Source organism: Mesorhizobium sp. M0060 (assembly GCF_040323155.1).
Lineage (GTDB): Bacteria > Pseudomonadota > Alphaproteobacteria > Rhizobiales > Rhizobiaceae > Mesorhizobium.
In genome coordinates, this window is sequence record NZ_JAMYUP010000039.1 from 1 (window position 1) to 16827 (window position 16827).

The window sequence follows — 16827 nt, forward strand, 5'->3', positions numbered from 1 at the left end:
GTCTCCTATGCATGAGGCTCTGCGCCGGCCAGCCGGCTTAACCCTCGTACCGTTGCATATCGGATGACGGGCCGCCCTCAGGCCCAGCAATCATAGGGACTAGTGCGGAGATTGGCAGCTTCTGCGTCGCTTCTCACTTGCCGTAACCCTCCATCTCCATCATGTATCGACAAACAAGAGCGACGGGATATGCGTTTGACCATCCCCAACATGATCACGATCATGCGCTTCGTGCTGGTGCCGGCCGTGGTGCTGGCCATGCTGCAGGAACGCTGGGACTGGGCCTTTGCCGGTTTCCTTATTGCCGGCATTTCCGACGGCGTCGACGGCTTCATCGCCCGCCATTTCAATCAGTTTTCCAGACTCGGCGCCTATCTCGACCCGATGGCCGACAAGCTGCTGCTGGTTTCCGTCTTCGTGGTCATGGGCTTCAGCGGCGAGCTGCCGCTATGGCTGGTCGTCACCATGGTGTCGCGCGATGCGCTGATCGTCTGCGCCGTCGTGCTGTCCACCGTCATGGCGCATCCGGTCGAGATGAAGCCGCTCCTGGTGTCGAAGGCCAACACCGCGATCCAGATCGTGCTGGCGGCGGTGGTACTGGGCGAACTCGCCTTTGACGTCCGTCTCGATCCGCTGAGGCCGGCCCTCATATTGCTGTCCGGGGTCTTGACCGTGGCTTCGGCCGCAGCCTATCTCGTGGCTTGGCTGAGGCATATGAGCGGCTATGGCGAAGGCTCCACACCGGGCACCTGACGAACGGTCCATCGACGCCGAGGCCGAAGCCGCGGCAGCGGAGGCTGCGGCATCGGCGTCGTTTCGCCGCCAGATCCGCTTCTGGCTGATCAGCGCCATCATCCTCGCCGCCTTCCTCTATGTGTTCAGCGGCATCCTTCTGCCCTTCGTCGCCGGAATGGTGCTCGCCTACTTCCTCGACCCTGTCGCCGACCGGCTGGAGCGGCTCGGCCTGTCCAGGCTGATGGCGACGGTGGTCATCCTCATCGCCTTTATCGTCGTCCTGGTGCTGGCCGTCGTCATCCTGGTTCCGATACTCGCCTCGCAGATGGCTGATTTCGCCAGCAAGCTGCCGGACTATCTGACCCGGCTGCAGAGCCTGATCACCAGCTTTGACCCGAAATGGCTGGAAGAGAAATTCGGCGTCGACGCCAACGGCCTGCGCGAAGGGTTGAACTCGCTGCTGACCTCCGGCTTCGGCCTCCTGACCGCCGTCTTCACCTCAATCTGGAGCTCCGGCGTGGCGCTGGTCTCGGTGGTCAGCCTGTTCGTGGTGACGCCGGTCGTCGCCTTCTACATGCTGCTCGACTGGGACCGCATGGTGGCAATCGTCGACAGCTGGGTGCCGCGCGACTATGTCAAGACGGTCCGGGCGATCGCCAGGGACATCAACACAGCGACCGCCGGCTTCGTGCGCGGCCAGGGCACGCTCTGCCTGGTGCTCGGCGCCATGTATGCCACCGGCCTGACGCTGACCGGACTGAATTTCGGCATCCTCATCGGCCTGTTCGCCGGGCTGATCTCGTTCATCCCCTATGTCGGCTCGCTGACCGGCCTGGTGCTGGCCGTCGGCGTCGCCTTCGTCCAGTTTTGGCCGGACTGGACCATGATCGCGGCGGTGGCCGGCGTGTTCTTCGTCGGCCAGTTCATCGAGGGCAACATTCTGCAGCCGCGGCTGGTCGGCAAAAGCGTCGGCCTGCATCCGGTGTGGCTGATGTTTGCGCTGTTTGCCTTCGGCGCGCTGTTCGGCTTCGTCGGCCTGCTGATTGCCGTGCCGGCCTCGGCGGCCGTTGCCGTTCTGGTACGCTTTGCCATCGCGCGCTATCTCGAATCGCCGCTCTACAAAGGCCATGCCGACGAGCCGGTGCCACCGCTGCCGGTACGGCGCCGCGGGGGCAGTGGCGCGCGCAGTTGAGCCAGATGCCGGACAACAAGATCGATCCGCCGCGCCAATTGCCGCTCGATCTAGGCCACGGCACCGGCTATTCGCGCGACGAGCTCGTCGTCTCCGGCACCAACAGCCAGGCGGCGGCGCTTGTCGACCGCTGGCCGGACTGGCCGTCGCCGGTGGTCGTGCTGGCCGGGCCGCCCGGCTCGGGGAAAACCCACCTGGCCTCGATCTGGCGGACCCGCGCCGGCGCCGTGAAAGTGGAGGCGGAGCGCATCGGCGACTGCATCGAAAATCTCGGCGCCCACCCGGCCCTGATCGACGATGTCGATGCCGGCCCGGTCGACGAAGAGGGGCTATTCCATCTGATCAACGCGGTGCGCGGCGCCGGCTCGACCTTGCTGTTGACGGCGCGGCGCTTTCCGTCCGCCTGGGGCGTCAGGCTGCCCGACCTGGCGTCGCGGCTCAAGGCGGCGGCCACCGTCGAGATCCACCAACCCGACGATCTTCTGCTGGCCGGCGTCATCACGAAACTATTCGCCGACCGGCAGGTCGAGGTCGAGCCGCATGTCGTGCAATATCTGGTGCGCCGCATCGAGCGCTCGCTGGCCACCGCAATGCGCGTGGTCGAGCGGCTCGACCGCACCGCGCTCGAGCGCAAGACGCCGATAACGCGCGCGCTGGCCACCGAGACCGTCAGCGCCATGGACGAAGGGCAGGGCGAGTTCGAGATTTAGAGGATACAAAATGACGTCTGAATTCAGTGCATACGACATCATTGATCCGTTTCTGATGTCGTGGGCAAATCGGCACGGAATACGGGTCGCCACTAAATATCGCGACGACGATGTCCGTTCTATCTGGGTCTACGACAAGAATGGCAATCGTCGTGCTCAGTTGTGGCTCGATCTGCCTGACGTCAACGGCAACGTAACCATTGTGGCGTCGGTGCTGGATCCTAAAAGCGCTACAAAATGGGGTGCCAGAGAGGAACGCCACGCGTCTCCCGAAATGCTGCAAGCCGCCCTTGAAGAACTACGGCCAATGGTTTTTGGCTGGGCCGGGGAAGGTGCATATACCTAGTTCTTACCTCGGCCGGTGTCTCATTTCGGGAAACAAACCTGGCATCTGTCTTGCACCTGACAGCTTGCCGGCTAACCCCGGTCCTGATTGCGTACCAAATCAGGTTGTAGGCTCGCCGGGAGATGGGGCGGTTGGGGTTCTCTTCCCGGCGAGCTTGCCATATGCGGCGATCCGACCAGTCGCCTTGAAGTGTGATTTTCTCGCCAGCTGATAGCGCCATTCTCAACGCTGTCGGTCTTGCCTGGAAATGATATCGGCGGCGTATTTTGATTGAGAGCCGTCCCACCCGCAGGCCGTGCATCGGCCGCTTTCGAAATGATGTTCGCAGTTTGGATATCCATAGAGCAGAGATGCGCATTCGGCACATAGACTGGCCATTGCGCTGCTGTCGGAAAAATATGTGCTGCCGCACTCATCGCAGGTCGCGATTGGTCGGTCCGTCATTGCTCTAGCCTCGCTACCGTTTCAGACCGATCGTCTCCCCCAAGCGCCGCTCGTTCCACGCCAAAGCGCCGACGGTAATCGCCCGGCACCAGCCCGGTTATCCTGGCGAATACCTTGCGGAAGGAGCCGGGATCGTCATAGCCGACCTCCCAGGCGATCTGGTCGATCGATCGTATCGTCGTTTCCAGCATCTCGCGCGCCTTGCCGACCCGCAGGTGCTGACAATATTCGGTCGGCTTGAGGCCGGTGGCGCTGCGGAAGCGGCGCAGAAAAGTCCGCTCCTCCAGCCTGGCGTGATCGGCCATGGCGCCAAGCGTCACATCGCGCGCGCCGTTCGCCTGCAGCCAATGCTGCACCTTAAGGATCGGTTCGTCGCCATGGGTCAGCCGTGGCGCAAACGGACTGTAAAAACGTTGCTCGCGGCCCGGCGGGTCGACCAGCATGAAACGCGCCGTGTCCATCATCACGGTTGACCCGAGCACCCTGTCCACGAGCTTGAGGCCGAGGTCGGTCCAGGCCATGTAGCCGCCGGCGGTGATGATATCGCCATTGTCGATGACCAGCCTGTCCGCATCGAGGAGGATGTCGGGAAAGCGTAGCGCCAGCGCGTCGCGATAGGCCCAGTGCGTCGTCGCCGCGCGACCGGACAACAGGCCGGTCTCGGCAAGCACGAAGGCGCCGGCGCAGACCGAACCGAGCGTCGCGCCTGCCGTGTGGCGATCCCTGAGCCAGCCGGCATAGGGCGCGGCCGCTTCGCGAGGGATCGGCTGCAGCAGGGTGGGCGGCAGGATGATCATGGCGGGTCCATCGCCCCGGCTTGGCCCGCTATCCCCGGCTTCGCTGTCCCCGGGCTCGCTGTCGAAAACGCGGATGACGGCGCTCTCCTGCAAGCGCCAATGGCTGACGCGAAGCCTCAGCGCGTCCGGCGACCGTTCGACAGCCAGCCGGTTTGCCAGCATAAAAAGATCGGTCAGGCCGAGCACGGCTGCTTCCTGCACGCCGGGATACAAGACAAGGCCGATTTCGATCAGATCACGCGCAGCCGTCATTTGTCAGTTTTGCCACGTTGAATGTCCGTTTTGCCAATGCTCACCCTGACAGCACTGTTATAATTTGTCCAGCTGAAGGGGGCTAAAAGCTTCCCTGTTACCCCCCCAACTTTTCCATCAAGGAGTAGAACGATGAGCACATTCACCACTCATGACGGCACCGAGATTTTCTACAAGGACTGGGGCAAGGGCCAGCCGATCGTCTTCCATCACGGCTGGCCGCTCAGCGGCGACGACTGGGACAACCAGATGCTGTTCTTCCTCGACAAAGGATACCGCGTCATCGCGCATGACCGGCGTGGGCACGGCCGCTCATCGCAGACCGCAACCGGCAACGAGATGGACACTTATGCCGCCGACGTCGCAGCGCTGGCCGCGCATCTCGATCTCAGGGATGCAATCCACATCGGCCACTCGACCGGCGGCGGCGAGGTGGCGCGTTACGTCGCGCATTATGGCGGCGGCGGCCGTGTTGCCAAGGCGGTGCTGATCGGTGCGGTGCCGCCGATCATGGTCAAGACCGACAGCAATCCGGGCGGCCTGCCGATCGAGGTCTTCGACGGCTTCCGCGCCGCTCTGGTCGCCAATCGCGCCCAATTCTACAGGGACGTGCCGGCCGGCCCGTTCTATGGCTTCAACCGCGACGGCGCCAAGGTCTCGCCAGGGGTCATCGACAATTGGTGGCGCCAGGGCATGATGGGCGGAGCCAAGGCCCATTACGATTGCATCAAGGCGTTCTCGGAGACCGACTTCACCGATGACCTCAAGAAGATCGAGGCCCCTGTCCTGATCATGCATGGCGACGACGACCAGATCGTGCCGATTGCCGACTCTGCGCTGCTTGCGGCCAAGCTGGTGAAACATGGCACGCTCAAGGTCTACAAGGGCCTGCCGCACGGCATGTGCACCACCCATCCGGAGATCATCAATCCGGATCTGCTGGCCTTCATCCAGGGCTGACGGCTGGAGCCTCTGACGGGCAGCGCGGAGATCCGTGCTGTCCGTCGGTCGCTTGAGCATGCCGATAGGTTCAAGCGTGATCCGCTTGCGCTGCCGACGAGATTTCGCGTGATGAATGGTCGGAGTGGAGAGATTCGAACTCCCGACCCTCTGGTCCCAAACCAGATGCGCTACCAGGCTGCGCTACACTCCGAACCGTCTGTTGCCTAGTGATTTCGGCCCGCCAAAGCAAGCGCAAAAACCATCGGCCTTGCTGCCGGCGGCATTGCGCAGTAATGACGGGTGAGTGCATGACCCGGGAATAGTAGTCTGGTTTCGAGGTCGTGTGCTTGCAACCAGCAATGAGGTGGTCATGTCAGCCCGCATTTTCAGCCCAGCCAAAACCGCGATGCAGTCCGGCAAGGCCAAGACCGGCCATTGGGTGCTGGAATTCGATCCGGAGCAGCGCAAGAAGATCGATCCGCTGATGGGCTACACCACGTCCGGCGACATGCGAAGCCAGATCAGGCTGACCTTCGACACCAGGGAAGAGGCGGTTGCCTATGCCGAGAAGGAAGGGCTGGCTTTCCGCGTCGAGGAGCCGAAGGAAATCAAACGCCGCCAGATTTCGTATGCGGAGAATTTCCGCTATGACCGCAGGACACCCTGGACGCATTGATCCTATGCCGGCCCTGCCGGCGCCCAACAAATCAGCCGGTCGTGCGGCCGGCCAGCGGTCCCGTAGCTCAGCTGGATAGAGCACCGGCCTTCTAAGCCGATGGTCACAGGTTCGAATCCTGTCGGGATCGCCAAACAATTCAGTGTACGGCCCGGAGACATAGGTTACGGTTTATACCCGTGTTCGACCTGCCTGATGCCGGAGGGCATCGACGATCACCTTGAACGCTGGCGAATTCTGGCGGCTGCTGGGGTAGTAGAGATAATATCCGGCAAATTTCGGCGACCAAGGATCGAGGATCAGCTGCAGGCGGCCAGCAGCGATGTGATGCATGACGAGATTGTCGGGTACATAGGCGATACCGTACCCCGCAATGGCGGCGTCGACCATTGGGTAGGACGAGTTGAAAATGAGCTGGCCGTCGACGCGCACGCGAACGTCCTGTCCATGGTTTTGGAACTCCCAAGCATAGAGTCCGCCGCCAGTGGTCATGCGCATATTGATGCAGTTGTGGCCGATGAGATCCTGCGGCGTCCGAGGGATCGTGCGATCGGCGAAGTAGGTCGGCGCGCCGACCGCGACGAGACGCCAATCGGGTCCGATACGGACCGCGATCATATCCTTTTCGAGGCTTTCGCCGAGCCGGACACCGGCGTCGAAGCCGTCCTCGACGATATTTCGCAGGCCATTGTCCCGGCTGAGTTCCAGCTTGATGTCCGGGTATTCGCTCAGGACGGGCTGCAGCTTCGGCCATACCACGCTCTCAAACGCGTGGTCTGACACAGTGATGCGCACGGTGCCGGAAGGCTTGTCGCGATAGGCCGTCAGGGCAGCGATGTCGGTCTCGATTTCCGCGATGCGCGGCGCGAGCGATTGACGAAGCCGCTCCCCGGCCTCTGTTGTCGATACGCTGCGTGTCGTTCGCGCCAGGAGCCGCAACCCCATACGCGTTTCGAGCCGCTTGATGGTGTGGCTGAGGGTCGACTGCGTAACGCCGATCTTGGCGGCCGCTTTGGTAAGACTGCGTTCTTCGGCTACGACCAGAAACCACAGCAGGTCGTTGAAATTCTCCCGCGCCATGCAGCCTCCTGTGAACCAATCTCTCCCCATATTTATGTTTCTGGTCGATAAGTTCAAACGAATTCAAGAGGCTAATCATGGCAATCTTCCAGTGCCATCTTTCGCCGTGGACAAGCCGCCCGGATCGCATCGGGGCGGCCGGCTTGCATGTTCGGTGAAATTCATGGACACGACTTTCGACGACAGGCTGGTTGAGCCTCGCACGGCCTGGGGCGCGGTGTTTTCGATGGCGCTTTGCGTCGCCGTTCTCATCGCCTCCGAGTTCATGCCGGTCAGCCTGCTGACGCCAATAGCGGGCGATCTCGGCATCACCGAAGGTCGCGTCGGTCAGGCAATCTCCATCTCCGGCGTCTTTGCGGTCGTCACCAGCCTGCTCATCGTCGCTCTCGCGAAGCGCATCGACCGCAAGCGCGTTCTGCTCTCCTTTTCGCTGCTGCTGGTGGCGTCCGGCGTGGTGGTGACATTCGCGCCCAATTACACGGTGCTGATGATCGGCCGCGCCTTGCTTGGAATCGCCATCGGCGGATTCTGGTCGATGTCCACCGCGATCGTCATGCGTCTGGTGCCGGAAGACTCCGTGCCTAAGGGGCTGGCGATGATCAACGCCGGCAACGCCATCGCGGCCACCGTATCGGCCCCTCTGGGGAGCCTGCTCGGCGATCATGTCGGCTGGCGCGGCGCGTTCTTCCTCGTGGTTCCATTGGCGTTGTTCGCACTGGTGTGGCAGTGGCTCGCTTTGCCTTCGCTGCCACCGAGGCGGCGCCAGGCGTCGGGCAGCGTCTTCAGGCTGCTTTTGCGCCGGCAGGTGGCACTCGGCATGACGTCGATCCTGCTGCTTTTCATGGGCCAGTTCGCGCTCTTCACCTATCTTAGGCCGTTCCTCGAATCCGTGACCGGTTTTAGCGTTTCGACCCTGTCGGCAGTCCTCCTCGTGATGGGCCTCGCCGGCGTTGCCGGCACCTGGACCATCGGCGAGTTGGTCAGGACGCGCCTTTATGGCATCGTCATCGCCATTCCGCTGATCATGGCATTGCTGGCGACGGCGCTGATCGCGTTGGGATCGATGCCAATTGCCGTCGCGGCGCTGTTGATCGGCTGGGGCTTCTTCGGAACCGCGGCGCCTGTAGGCTGGGGCACCTGGCTAAGCCGTGCATTGGGCGACGACGCCGAGGCTGGCGGTGGCCTGCAGGTAGCCGTCATCCAGTTCGCCATTACGCTCGGCGCTGCGACAGGCGGCCTGTTGTTTGACGCCTTCGGTTGGCGGAGCCCTTTCGGGTTCGGCGCCGTGTTGCTGCTGGGATCGGCTCTCGCCGCGGCCGCCGCGGCCTGCGATCACAGCCGAGGCGCGAGATGAAGCCCGTCACGCGCCGCGCTGCGATCGTCACGCTGCTGGGCAGCACCGTCGGTTCATCCATCGCTCTTGCCCAGAGCGGGCGAGCGGCACCCTCAGAGAGAATGATCATGCAGATCGCAATCGACGTGAGCGGCACGCGCTTGACGGCATCGCTGTTCGACAATCCAAGCGCCCGCGACTTCGCCTCGATGCTGCCGCTCGATCTGGCGCTTGAGCACTACGCCGCCAACGAGAAGATCGGCTATCTGCCGCGCAAGCTGACGACGGACGGCAGCGGTCCCTTTGGCGGCGAGGCCATTGGTGACATCGCGTACTATGCGCCGTGGGGCAACCTCGCCTTTTTCTATGGCGGCTACCGATATTCGCGAGGGCTGATCCGGCTTGGAAGGCTCGACGGCGATATCGCGCCTTTGCTGCGCGACGGTCGTTTCACGGTGCGCATCGAGCGCCTGCCATGATGTAAAGGAGAAAATTATGCTTGGAACAATTCTTTACGGTCCCGGCGACATTCGCTGCGAGGAGGTCGAGGAGCCGAAGCTCCTCGCGCCGACCGACGCCATCGTCAAGCTCTCGGCAAGCTGCATCTGCGGCTCCGACCTGTGGCCGTATCGCGGGCTTCAGCCGGTGAACGAACCGATGCATATGGGCCACGAATATTGCGGCGTGGTTGTGGAAGTCGGCAGCGCGGTCCGGACTGTGAAGCCAGGGCAGTTCGTCGTCGGTTCGTTCTGCATTTCCGACAACACCTGTCCGCATTGCCGCTTCGGCTTCCAGTCATCGTGCGAGCAACGCGAGTTCATGAGCCGCGCGCAAGCGCCGCTGGCTCGCGTGCCGCTCGCCGACGGCACTCTGGTCGCTACCGCGGAACTGCCCGAGGACGATCTTATTCCGGGCCTGCTGGCGGCGTCGGACGTTCTCGGCACCGGCTGGTACGCAGCCGATGCCGCGCGGGTGCAGCCAGGCTCGACGGCCGTCGTCGTGGGCGACGGGGCGGTTGGGCTGATGGGCGTGCTTGCGGCCAGGCAGATGGGCGCGGAGCGGATTATCGCCATGAGCCGTCACAAGACGCGCCAGGACCTCGCCCTCGAATTTGGCGCGACCGACATCATCTCCGAACGTGGTAGCGAGGGCGTGGCCCGGATCAAGGAACTGACCGACGGCGTCGGCGCGGAATCGGTGCTGGAATGTGTCGGCACGCAGGAATCCATGATGCAGGCCATCAACTGCGCGCGTCCCGGTGGTTCGATCGGCTTCGTCGGAGTGCCGCACGGCGTCCAGCTCGACGGCCAGGGTTTGTTCTTCGCTCAGAAAAGCTTGCTTGGCGGTCCCGCTCCCGTGCGGCGCTTCCTTCCGCACCTGATGGACCTCGTACTCGATCGCAAGATCAATCCCGGAAAGGTCTTCGATCTCACGCTGCCGCTTTCGGATGTTGCCGAGGGTTATCGCGCCATGGATGAGAGGCGGGCGATCAAGACGCTGCTCCGGGTGTGAGCAGCAGCTAAACACTTTCCGGAAACCGGTGCGCCAAAACGGCGCACCGGTTTCCGCCATTTTGTCGTGTATCGCAGGAGAAAGCGCCGAATAAATGAGCGCGCCCTCAACAGGATTTCCGAGACATGACAGCGATGGGCGCGGCGGCACTGCTGATCCTTGTCCTGACCTATGCCGGCATCGCCATCGGCAGGATACACGGGCTGCGCCTCGACAGGGCAGGGATCGCGCCGCTCGACGGTCCACTTTTGCGTATTGAACTCCGCTATTTTGGTCCCAAGCGAATAGCGTCTCCTGCCTCACTCCCACCTCTTTGACCGGCTTGGATAGTGTCAGGGCTTGTCGTTCCAGTCCTTGGTATTCGACCAGGAGTAAACGGTGGATCATTCATGAAACTTATTCTCGTCCTGGCTGCCTTGGCGCTGCTTAGCGCTTGCAAGACCAGCGCCACGCCTCCGGCCGCTGCTTCGGTCCCGGCTCCTGCCGTGACGACGCCAAGCACAGCGGGTTTCGATCCGCTTCCTGGCGACGCGCTCAAGTCATTGATCGTCGGGAAAGCGCTTCACCTTTCGGGCACGAGCGATAGCACTGCCACATACTTTGCCGACGGCAGATACGATTCCGTTGATGCGAACGGCCATTCGACGGGAACCTATGCCTTTCAGGGTGACAAGGTTTGTGTGACTTTCTCGACCGGCCCAACCCGGAAAGGGAGCAAGCGGTGCGACCAGGTTGCAATGATCGGCACCGACTACTGGCTCATCGCCACGGACGGCCAACGGTCGAAGGTCAAGTCGATCGAGCCTGTAGCCGGGTCTGCGCCTAAGCCGTCATAGCACCGGTCTAAGCCGTCGCAGCATCGGTCTCGTCCCGCCAAGTCGCCGGCCACGGCTCGGCCATCTTCCTTGTTGTCGGATTTTGGACTATTCGACGCTGACAACGGCGCCGGCGCAGCTCTCGTCGGCGGATATCGCGTCAGGCACCGAGGTCGGTTCCGGACAGATACATTCGCCGACGGCCCGATCTGAACAGGATTTCCAGACATGACAGCGATGGGCGCGGCGGCACTGCTGATCCTTGTCCTGACCTATGCCGGCGTCGCAATCGGCAGGATACCTGGGCTGCGCCTCGACCGGGCGGGTATCGCGCTGCTCGGCGGTGCGGCGATGATCGCCATCGGCGCGCTCAGCATGGAGGACGCCTACCGCGCCATGAGTTTCGACACCATCACGCTTTTGCTCGGCATGATGATCGTGGTGGCGCATCTGAAAGTGTCCGGCGCCTTTCGCGCGCTCGGTGGGTTCGCCATCGAGCACGCCCATGCGCCATTCATGCTGCTGGTGATGGTGACGCTCTTGACCGGCGTCCTGTCGGCATTCCTGGTCAACGACGCAATCTGCCTGGTCATGGCGCCGATCGTCGTCCACGTCACCCGCGTCATCAACCGCAACCCGGTTCCCTATCTGGTCGCGACTGCCACGGCATCGAATTGCGGCAGTGTCGCCACCATCACCGGCAATCCGCAGAATATGGTCATCGGCGCGCTGTCGGGGATTTCCTATCCGGCCTTTTCGGCCGCGCTGGCGCCGGTCGCGCTGTTCGGCCTCGTCGCCGTCATTGTCATCATCCGCATCGTCTACCGCGCCGAATTTTCGCGCAAGGCCGAGCTCAGCCCCGAAGTCTATCGCGGCCGCATGCTGCCGGGACAGGTGCTCAAGGCGGTGGTGGTCTGCATCGGCCTGGCGATCGCCTTCTTTGCCGGCGTTCCCGTTGCCAAGGCGGCTCTGATCGGCGGCGCCATTCTTCTTTTGACCCGCGCCATCAAGCCCGAGCGCATCTATCGCGAGATCGACGGGCCGCTGCTGTTCATGTTCGCCGGGCTGTTCATCGTTGTCGCCGGTGCCGAGAAGACGCTGCTCACGCCCGACATCATTGCCTCGGCAAAAGGCCTCGGGCTGGACGATGTCTGGCGGCTGTCCGGCTTCACCGCGGTGCTGTCCAACATCATGAGCAATGTGCCGGCCGTGCTGGCGCTGCGGCCGTTCATACCTGGCCTGGAAAACCCCGAGCGCGCCTGGCTGGTCGTCGCCATGAGCTCGACACTGGCCGGCAATTTTACGCTGCTCGGCTCGGTCGCCAATCTGATCGTCGCCGAGCACGCGCGGATCTCCGGCAAACCGCTGGGCTTCATCGCCTTCTTCAAGGTCGGCCTGCCGCTGACGCTGGTCACGCTTCTTGTCGGGACGGCGTGGCTGGCGGCATAGCCAGTCAGGGCGAAGTCACCGTCAGATGGCCTTTCATGTTCGGATGGAAGCGGCAGAAATAATCGACCGATTCCGCCTTCCTCACCGTCAGGCTCGCGGCCTTCTTCGGCGGGATCATCACCTCCCAGCCGCCGTTCACGGTTGCCGTGTGGGCGAATACGTCCTTGTTCACCCACCGGATCGTGTCGCCGACCTTCGCCTCGATCTTTGCCGGCGAAAACACAAGCTTCTCGATCGTCACCTCAATGGTTTCGGCCTTGGCCGGTGCGGCACCGATGGTCAGCGCCAGTGCAACCCACAGATGCCGCCTCGACACCATTGGTCCAATCCTCACTTCAGCATGCCGGCGACATGTTCGGCGTGCTGTTCATGGCCCTGGAATATTTTCAGGCCGGTTTCCAGCAGGCTCTTCAGCTCGGCATTGCTGGCGGACGGGATCAGCAGCGTTTCCAGCGCGCCATTGACCTGCTTGTGGTAGGCCACTTCACTGGCGACATAGGCCTTGTCGAACGCCGCGCCCTTGAGCTTGGCAAGCTTGGCACGTTCTTCGGCCGCCGCCTTGGTCAGCGCTTTGCTGGTCGGATTGTCCTCAGGCGTGACCTTGAGCTTCTTGACCAGCTCGAGAGCCTGTCTGTTGACCGCCTCGTGATCTCGCACCATGTCCTTGGCGAAATCTACGACCTCTTTGTTTTTCGATTTCTTCAGCGCCTGCTTGGCCGCCTCGACGTCAAGCACGCCCGCTGTGTAGGCGATATCTGCGATCTGCGGATCGGTTGGCTTGTCGGCAGCTTGCGACAAGGGCGCTGCGCTAAGCAGGAAAAGTGCGGCCAGTGCCGTGGTCGATCGAATAAACATGATGCTCTCCTTCGCCCCGACGCGGAACTGCATCGGGCTTCGTTTTCAGTGACGCTCATTGGATGCAGGTCGCCGGCAAACGTTCCCGCAAAAATCAACGCGACCTACCCGGAAAGACCAAGCCGCCGCATCACGGCATTGGTCAGCCGCTCACAGCGCCGACCCGCGAATGGAAAGGCGTCGAGCAGCACCGGGCCGATCTGGTCGTCCAGCGCCTTGCGCACGAGGGCACGGGCGCGGTGCAGCCGGGTCTTGATGGTTTCGGGCCGCACGCCAAGCAGTTCGGCGGTCTCCTCGATGCTCAGTCCCTCGATGACGCGCGCCACGAACACCATCCGGTAGACATCGGGAAGACTGTCGGTTGCCCGTTCGACAAGCTCAAGGATCTGCCGCTGCGCCATCGTCCTCTCCGGATCGTCGCTCGGGTTGAGGGGGAACCGGATGATTTCGGCTTGCGGATTTTCAGGCATCGCTACCATTCGCCGCCTTTTGCGCAAGCGGCCGAGCGCTTCGTTGATGACGATACGCGACAGCCACGTGGCGAGCGAGGCATCGCCGCGAAAGGCCTCGAGATGGGCAAAGGCGCTGACATAGGCCTCCTGGACGATGTCCTCGGCTTCGCTGTCGTCACGCACTACGCCGCTGGCGATGCGGTAGAGCCTTTGGTTGTGCGTCTTGATGATGGTGCGGAATGCATCGCCATCGCGTGCCAGCGCGCGGCCGACAAGCTGCATATCGCCGGAAGCGGCGGACGTTGCCGTCAACGTAGCAGGCATGGCCGATCTCCTGATAGGCTCCTCATCGGGATATTGGATGCATCTGCCGACAAAAGGTTCCCGACCAATCCGCCGGCCAGCTTGGACCCGCATCAAGGGCCGGCAGTGGCTATTCTACTGCTTCCACCACATCGGCGTCTTATTCTCTTTTTAGGCACCGTTTCATCGGCAGATCGGCCGCGATTACGTGGCTCAGATCGCTATTGTTCCAGGCTGTTACGCCGATTTCCTGACTTAGCTTGGAAAGGTGCCGGCTCAGGCGTGGGCGGCCGCCGCCAGCCCACGCGCCAGGTCGGCCTTCAAATCCTCGATGTCCTCGAGCCCGATCTGCAACCGCACCAGCGGTCCGTCATACGGGCCCTTGGCGACGGTACGGTCGCCCAGGAATACCGGCACGGCAAGGCTCTCATAGCCGCCCCAGGAATAGCCGAGGCCGAAAAACTTCAACGCGTCGAGGAAGGCGTGCTGCTGCTTCTGTCCGCCGCCTGCAAGAACGATCGAGAAGATGCCGCTCGATCCGCAAAAATCGCGCTTCCACAAAGCGTGGTCGGGGTGGCTGGGCAGCCCCGGATGCAGCACCTGCGCCACGCCCGGCTGGCTCTCCAGCCAGACGGCGAGGGCAAGCGCGCTCTTTTGATGGTGTTCCAGCCGCACGCCCATGGTGCGCAGGCCGCGCAGCACCTGGTAGACGTCGTCCGGCCCGGCGCAGCAGCCCATCGTGTTGAACGTCTCGCAAAGCTGCTTCCAGCAGTCCGCATTGGCCGACACCGTGCCAAGCAGCACGTCGGAATGGCCGGCCGGGTATTTCGTCGCCGCTTGGATCGAGATGTCGACGCCATGGTCGAGCGGACGGAAGTAGAGCGGCGTCGCCCAGGTGTTGTCCATCATGACGATGGCGCCGGCGGCATGTGCCGCCATGGCGATGGCCGGTATGTCTTGCACCTCGAAAGTGTTGGAGGCCGGCGATTCGGTGAACACGACCCTGGTGTTGGGCTTGATCAGCGCCGCAATGGCGGCGCCGATGCGGGGATCGTAATATTCGACCTCGACGCCCAGCCGCTTCAGCATCGTGTCGGCGAAGTTGCGGGTCGGGTGATAGACGGAATCGACGATCAGCAGATGGTCGCCGGCCGACAGGAAGGCGAGCAGCGGCAGCACCACTGCCGCCAGGCCGGACGGCACAGCGACCGTGCCGGCGGAGCCTTCCAGCGCGTCGATCGCGCTGGTCAGCGCATCGGTGGTCGGCGTGCCGCGCGTGCCGTAGGTGTATTTCTGGCCGCGTGCCGCCATCGTCGCCGCGTTGGGATAGAGCACGGTCGAGGCATGCACGACCGGCGGATTGACGAAGCCGAAATAGTCATGCGGGTTGTTGCCGGAATGGGCGAGCCGCGTGTTGATGCCCATCTCGCTGCCGTCTTTTGCCATTGCTTTTCGTCCCATGGGTAGGTCGTTAGCCATAGTGCGGCGGCATTGGCCACGCAACCGCGCGGCGCCCGCCAGGCCAAGGTCTCGAATATGCCAATTCAGCAATGCGCCGTAGATCCTCTGGACGGCTGCCAGGTGCGCTTGGCAAGTCACGGTCCGACTTTGCCGGCTTTATTGGCGCGCTGACCAATTTGCGAGCGCGTTTGTCTGCAATTTCAGGCATTTCAGGCGGTTGGTTTTCAAAGTCTTTCGGATTTGGTCATTTCCCTTGACCTCACAGGAATAATCGCCTTCGATGTTGTTCGTGAATGGGAGGCAGCGCGTCGGTTACGATGCGGGATTCCGGTAATGGGCCGGGATACATAGCTGCGTTCACACGGGAAAAAGTCAGGTTCGCCTGGAAAAAACAGAAAAGGGTCTGTGGGTCATGAAACACATTGCAATCGGCGTTTTGGGCGCCGCCGCGTTTGGATTCGCGGCTTCGGCGGCTTCGGCGGCCACGCTCGACGATGTCAAGGCGAAGGGCTTCATCCAATGCGGCGTCTCGACCGGCCTGGCCGGCTTCTCGGCGCCGGACGACAAGGGTGAGTGGCAAGGCATCGATGCGGATTTCTGCCGCGCGGTCGCGGCCGCCGTGTTCGGCGACGGCACCAAGGTGAAGTTCACGCCGCTCAGCGCCAAGGAACGGTTTACCGCTTTGCAGTCGGGCGAGATCGACATCCTGTCGCGCAACACCACCTGGACCATCAATCGCGACACCGCACTCGGCCTGAACTTCATCGGCACTACTTATTATGACGGCCAGGGCTTCATGATCAACGCCAAGAAGCTTCCGGGCGTGAACTCGGCGCTGCAGCTTTCTGGCGCGGCGGTCTGCGTGCAGAGCGGCACCACGACCGAGCTCAACCTTGCCGACTATTTCAAGTCGAACAAGATGGAGTACAACCCGGTCGTCTTCGAAAAGCTCGAAGAGGTCAACGCCGCCTATGACGCCGGCCGCTGCGACGTCTACACCACCGATCAGTCCGGCCTCTATGGCATCCGTCTGACGCTCGGCGCGCCGGCCGACCACGTCGTGTTGCCCGAGATCATCTCCAAGGAACCGCTTGGGCCGGCCGTGCGCCAGGGCGACGACCAGTGGTACCACATCGTCAAGTGGACCTATTTCGCGCTGCTCGACGCCGAGGAACTCGGCATCACCAAGGCTAATGTCGACGAGATGAAGAACTCGGACAATCCCGAGATCAAGCGCGTGCTCGGCCAGGAAGCCGACACCAAGATCGGCACCGATCTCGGCGTCTCCAACGACTGGGTCGTCAACATCGTCAAGGCAGTTGGCAATTACGGCGAGATGTTCGAACGCAATGTCGGTTCGGGCAGCCCGCTGAAGATCGCGCGCGGCATCAACGCGTTGTGGACCAAGGGCGGCCTGCAATACGCTCCGCCGATCCGCTGATCGAAAATTGATCCGGAAGGCAGATCGCCTGC

General features: G+C 62.6%; 19 protein-coding genes and 2 tRNA genes. 14 read left to right on the forward strand and 7 right to left on the reverse strand.

The window, feature by feature from the left end; genetic code table 11:
• Window positions 1-195 precede the first annotated feature (195 nt).
• Genes NKJ94_RS26730 through NKJ94_RS26745 form a run of 4 tightly spaced genes read left to right on the forward strand, consistent with a single transcriptional unit; the run spans window position 196 to window position 2983 of the window.
• On the forward strand, window positions 196-753 hold the full coding sequence (locus NKJ94_RS26730; RefSeq protein ID WP_352529414.1) for a CDP-alcohol phosphatidyltransferase family protein: 558 nt from the start codon (window positions 196-198) through the stop codon (window positions 751-753).
• Window positions 725-1927 carry an AI-2E family transporter gene (locus NKJ94_RS26735; protein WP_352529319.1) on the forward strand — a complete coding sequence of 401 codons (1203 nt, stop codon included), beginning with the start codon at window positions 725-727 and terminating at the stop codon, window positions 1925-1927. The genes NKJ94_RS26730 and NKJ94_RS26735 overlap by 29 nt, the downstream gene beginning before the upstream one ends.
• A 5-nt stretch (window positions 1928-1932) precedes the next feature.
• Window positions 1933-2637 carry a DnaA regulatory inactivator HdaA gene (gene hdaA, locus NKJ94_RS26740; protein WP_352529416.1) on the forward strand — a complete coding sequence of 235 codons (705 nt, stop codon included), beginning with the start codon at window positions 1933-1935 and terminating at the stop codon, window positions 2635-2637.
• A gap of 10 nt (window positions 2638-2647) precedes the next feature.
• Entirely contained in the window at window positions 2648-2983 is a 336-nt protein-coding gene (locus NKJ94_RS26745; protein WP_352529321.1) for a hypothetical protein, read from the forward strand.
• A 440-nt stretch (window positions 2984-3423) separates the two neighbouring features.
• On the opposite strand, the gene NKJ94_RS26750 is transcribed toward NKJ94_RS26745, so the two are convergent.
• Window positions 3424-4476, reverse strand: coding sequence for a GlxA family transcriptional regulator (locus tag NKJ94_RS26750; protein WP_352529323.1), 1053 nt, complete (start codon window positions 4474-4476; stop codon window positions 3424-3426).
• 132 nt (window positions 4477-4608) lie between these two features.
• Between NKJ94_RS26750 and NKJ94_RS26755 the strand changes: the two genes are divergently transcribed.
• Complete coding sequence (locus NKJ94_RS26755) at window positions 4609-5436, forward strand: alpha/beta fold hydrolase (protein ID WP_352529325.1); 828 nt, start codon at window positions 4609-4611, stop codon at window positions 5434-5436.
• Between the two features lie 116 nt (window positions 5437-5552).
• Here NKJ94_RS26755 and NKJ94_RS26760 read toward each other — a convergent pair.
• Window positions 5553-5629 (reverse strand) — tRNA-Pro (locus tag NKJ94_RS26760).
• Window positions 5630-5788: 159 nt separating this feature from the next.
• On the opposite strand from NKJ94_RS26760, the gene NKJ94_RS26765 reads away from it, so the two are divergent.
• Together NKJ94_RS26765 and NKJ94_RS26770 are read left to right on the forward strand one after the other, a co-directional pair.
• Window positions 5789-6094, forward strand: a complete 306-nt coding sequence (locus NKJ94_RS26765) for an ETC complex I subunit (protein ID WP_352479279.1) — start codon at window positions 5789-5791, stop codon at window positions 6092-6094.
• 56 nt (window positions 6095-6150) lie between these two features.
• Window positions 6151-6227 (forward strand) — tRNA-Arg (locus NKJ94_RS26770).
• 38 nt (window positions 6228-6265) lie between these two features.
• Here the strand turns inward: NKJ94_RS26770 and NKJ94_RS26775 are convergent.
• On the reverse strand, window positions 6266-7174 hold the full coding sequence (locus NKJ94_RS26775) for a LysR family transcriptional regulator (RefSeq protein WP_352529327.1): 909 nt from the start codon (window positions 7172-7174) through the stop codon (window positions 6266-6268).
• A gap of 163 nt (window positions 7175-7337) precedes the next feature.
• Between NKJ94_RS26775 and NKJ94_RS26780 the strand changes: the two genes are divergently transcribed.
• The 6 genes from NKJ94_RS26780 to NKJ94_RS26805 all read left to right on the forward strand — a co-directional run bounded on the left by NKJ94_RS26780 (window position 7338) and on the right by NKJ94_RS26805 (window position 12283).
• Window positions 7338-8528 carry an MFS transporter gene (locus NKJ94_RS26780; RefSeq protein ID WP_352529329.1) on the forward strand — a complete coding sequence of 397 codons (1191 nt, stop codon included), beginning with the start codon at window positions 7338-7340 and terminating at the stop codon, window positions 8526-8528.
• Window positions 8525-8986: a cyclophilin-like fold protein gene (locus tag NKJ94_RS26785; protein WP_352529331.1), complete on the forward strand. Its 462-nt coding sequence runs from the start codon at window positions 8525-8527 to the stop codon at window positions 8984-8986. The genes NKJ94_RS26780 and NKJ94_RS26785 overlap by 4 nt, the downstream gene beginning before the upstream one ends.
• Window positions 8987-9002: 16 nt before the next feature.
• The gene (locus NKJ94_RS26790) at window positions 9003-10019 is read left to right on the forward strand and encodes a zinc-dependent alcohol dehydrogenase family protein (protein WP_352529333.1); all 1017 of its coding nucleotides are present in this window, start codon (window positions 9003-9005) and stop codon (window positions 10017-10019) included.
• Window positions 10020-10144: 125 nt separating this feature from the next.
• Window positions 10145-10336: a hypothetical protein gene (locus NKJ94_RS26795; protein WP_352529335.1), complete on the forward strand. Its 192-nt coding sequence runs from the start codon at window positions 10145-10147 to the stop codon at window positions 10334-10336.
• 72 nt (window positions 10337-10408) lie between these two features.
• On the forward strand, window positions 10409-10855 hold the full coding sequence (locus tag NKJ94_RS26800) for a hypothetical protein (RefSeq protein ID WP_352529337.1): 447 nt from the start codon (window positions 10409-10411) through the stop codon (window positions 10853-10855).
• 207 nt (window positions 10856-11062) lie between these two features.
• Window positions 11063-12283, forward strand: coding sequence for an anion transporter (locus tag NKJ94_RS26805; protein ID WP_352529339.1), 1221 nt, complete (start codon window positions 11063-11065; stop codon window positions 12281-12283).
• A 4-nt stretch (window positions 12284-12287) separates the two neighbouring features.
• On the opposite strand, the gene NKJ94_RS26810 is transcribed toward NKJ94_RS26805, so the two are convergent.
• From NKJ94_RS26810 to NKJ94_RS26825, 4 genes are all read right to left on the reverse strand, one after another.
• Window positions 12288-12602 carry a cupredoxin domain-containing protein gene (locus NKJ94_RS26810; protein ID WP_352529341.1) on the reverse strand — a complete coding sequence of 105 codons (315 nt, stop codon included), beginning with the start codon at window positions 12600-12602 and terminating at the stop codon, window positions 12288-12290.
• An 11-nt stretch (window positions 12603-12613) separates the two neighbouring features.
• Complete coding sequence (locus tag NKJ94_RS26815; RefSeq protein ID WP_352529343.1) at window positions 12614-13138, reverse strand: DUF4142 domain-containing protein; 525 nt, start codon at window positions 13136-13138, stop codon at window positions 12614-12616.
• 104 nt (window positions 13139-13242) lie between these two features.
• A complete protein-coding gene (locus tag NKJ94_RS26820; RefSeq protein WP_352529345.1) occupies window positions 13243-13914 on the reverse strand; it encodes an RNA polymerase sigma factor in 672 nt (223 codons plus the stop codon).
• A gap of 255 nt (window positions 13915-14169) precedes the next feature.
• On the reverse strand, window positions 14170-15339 hold the full coding sequence (locus NKJ94_RS26825) for a cystathionine beta-lyase (protein WP_352529347.1): 1170 nt from the start codon (window positions 15337-15339) through the stop codon (window positions 14170-14172).
• A 427-nt stretch (window positions 15340-15766) separates the two neighbouring features.
• Here NKJ94_RS26825 and NKJ94_RS26830 point away from each other — a divergent pair, with 427 nt between their 5' ends.
• The gene (locus NKJ94_RS26830) at window positions 15767-16795 is read left to right on the forward strand and encodes an amino acid ABC transporter substrate-binding protein (RefSeq protein ID WP_352529349.1); all 1029 of its coding nucleotides are present in this window, start codon (window positions 15767-15769) and stop codon (window positions 16793-16795) included.
• Window positions 16796-16827: the final 32 nt, after the last annotated feature.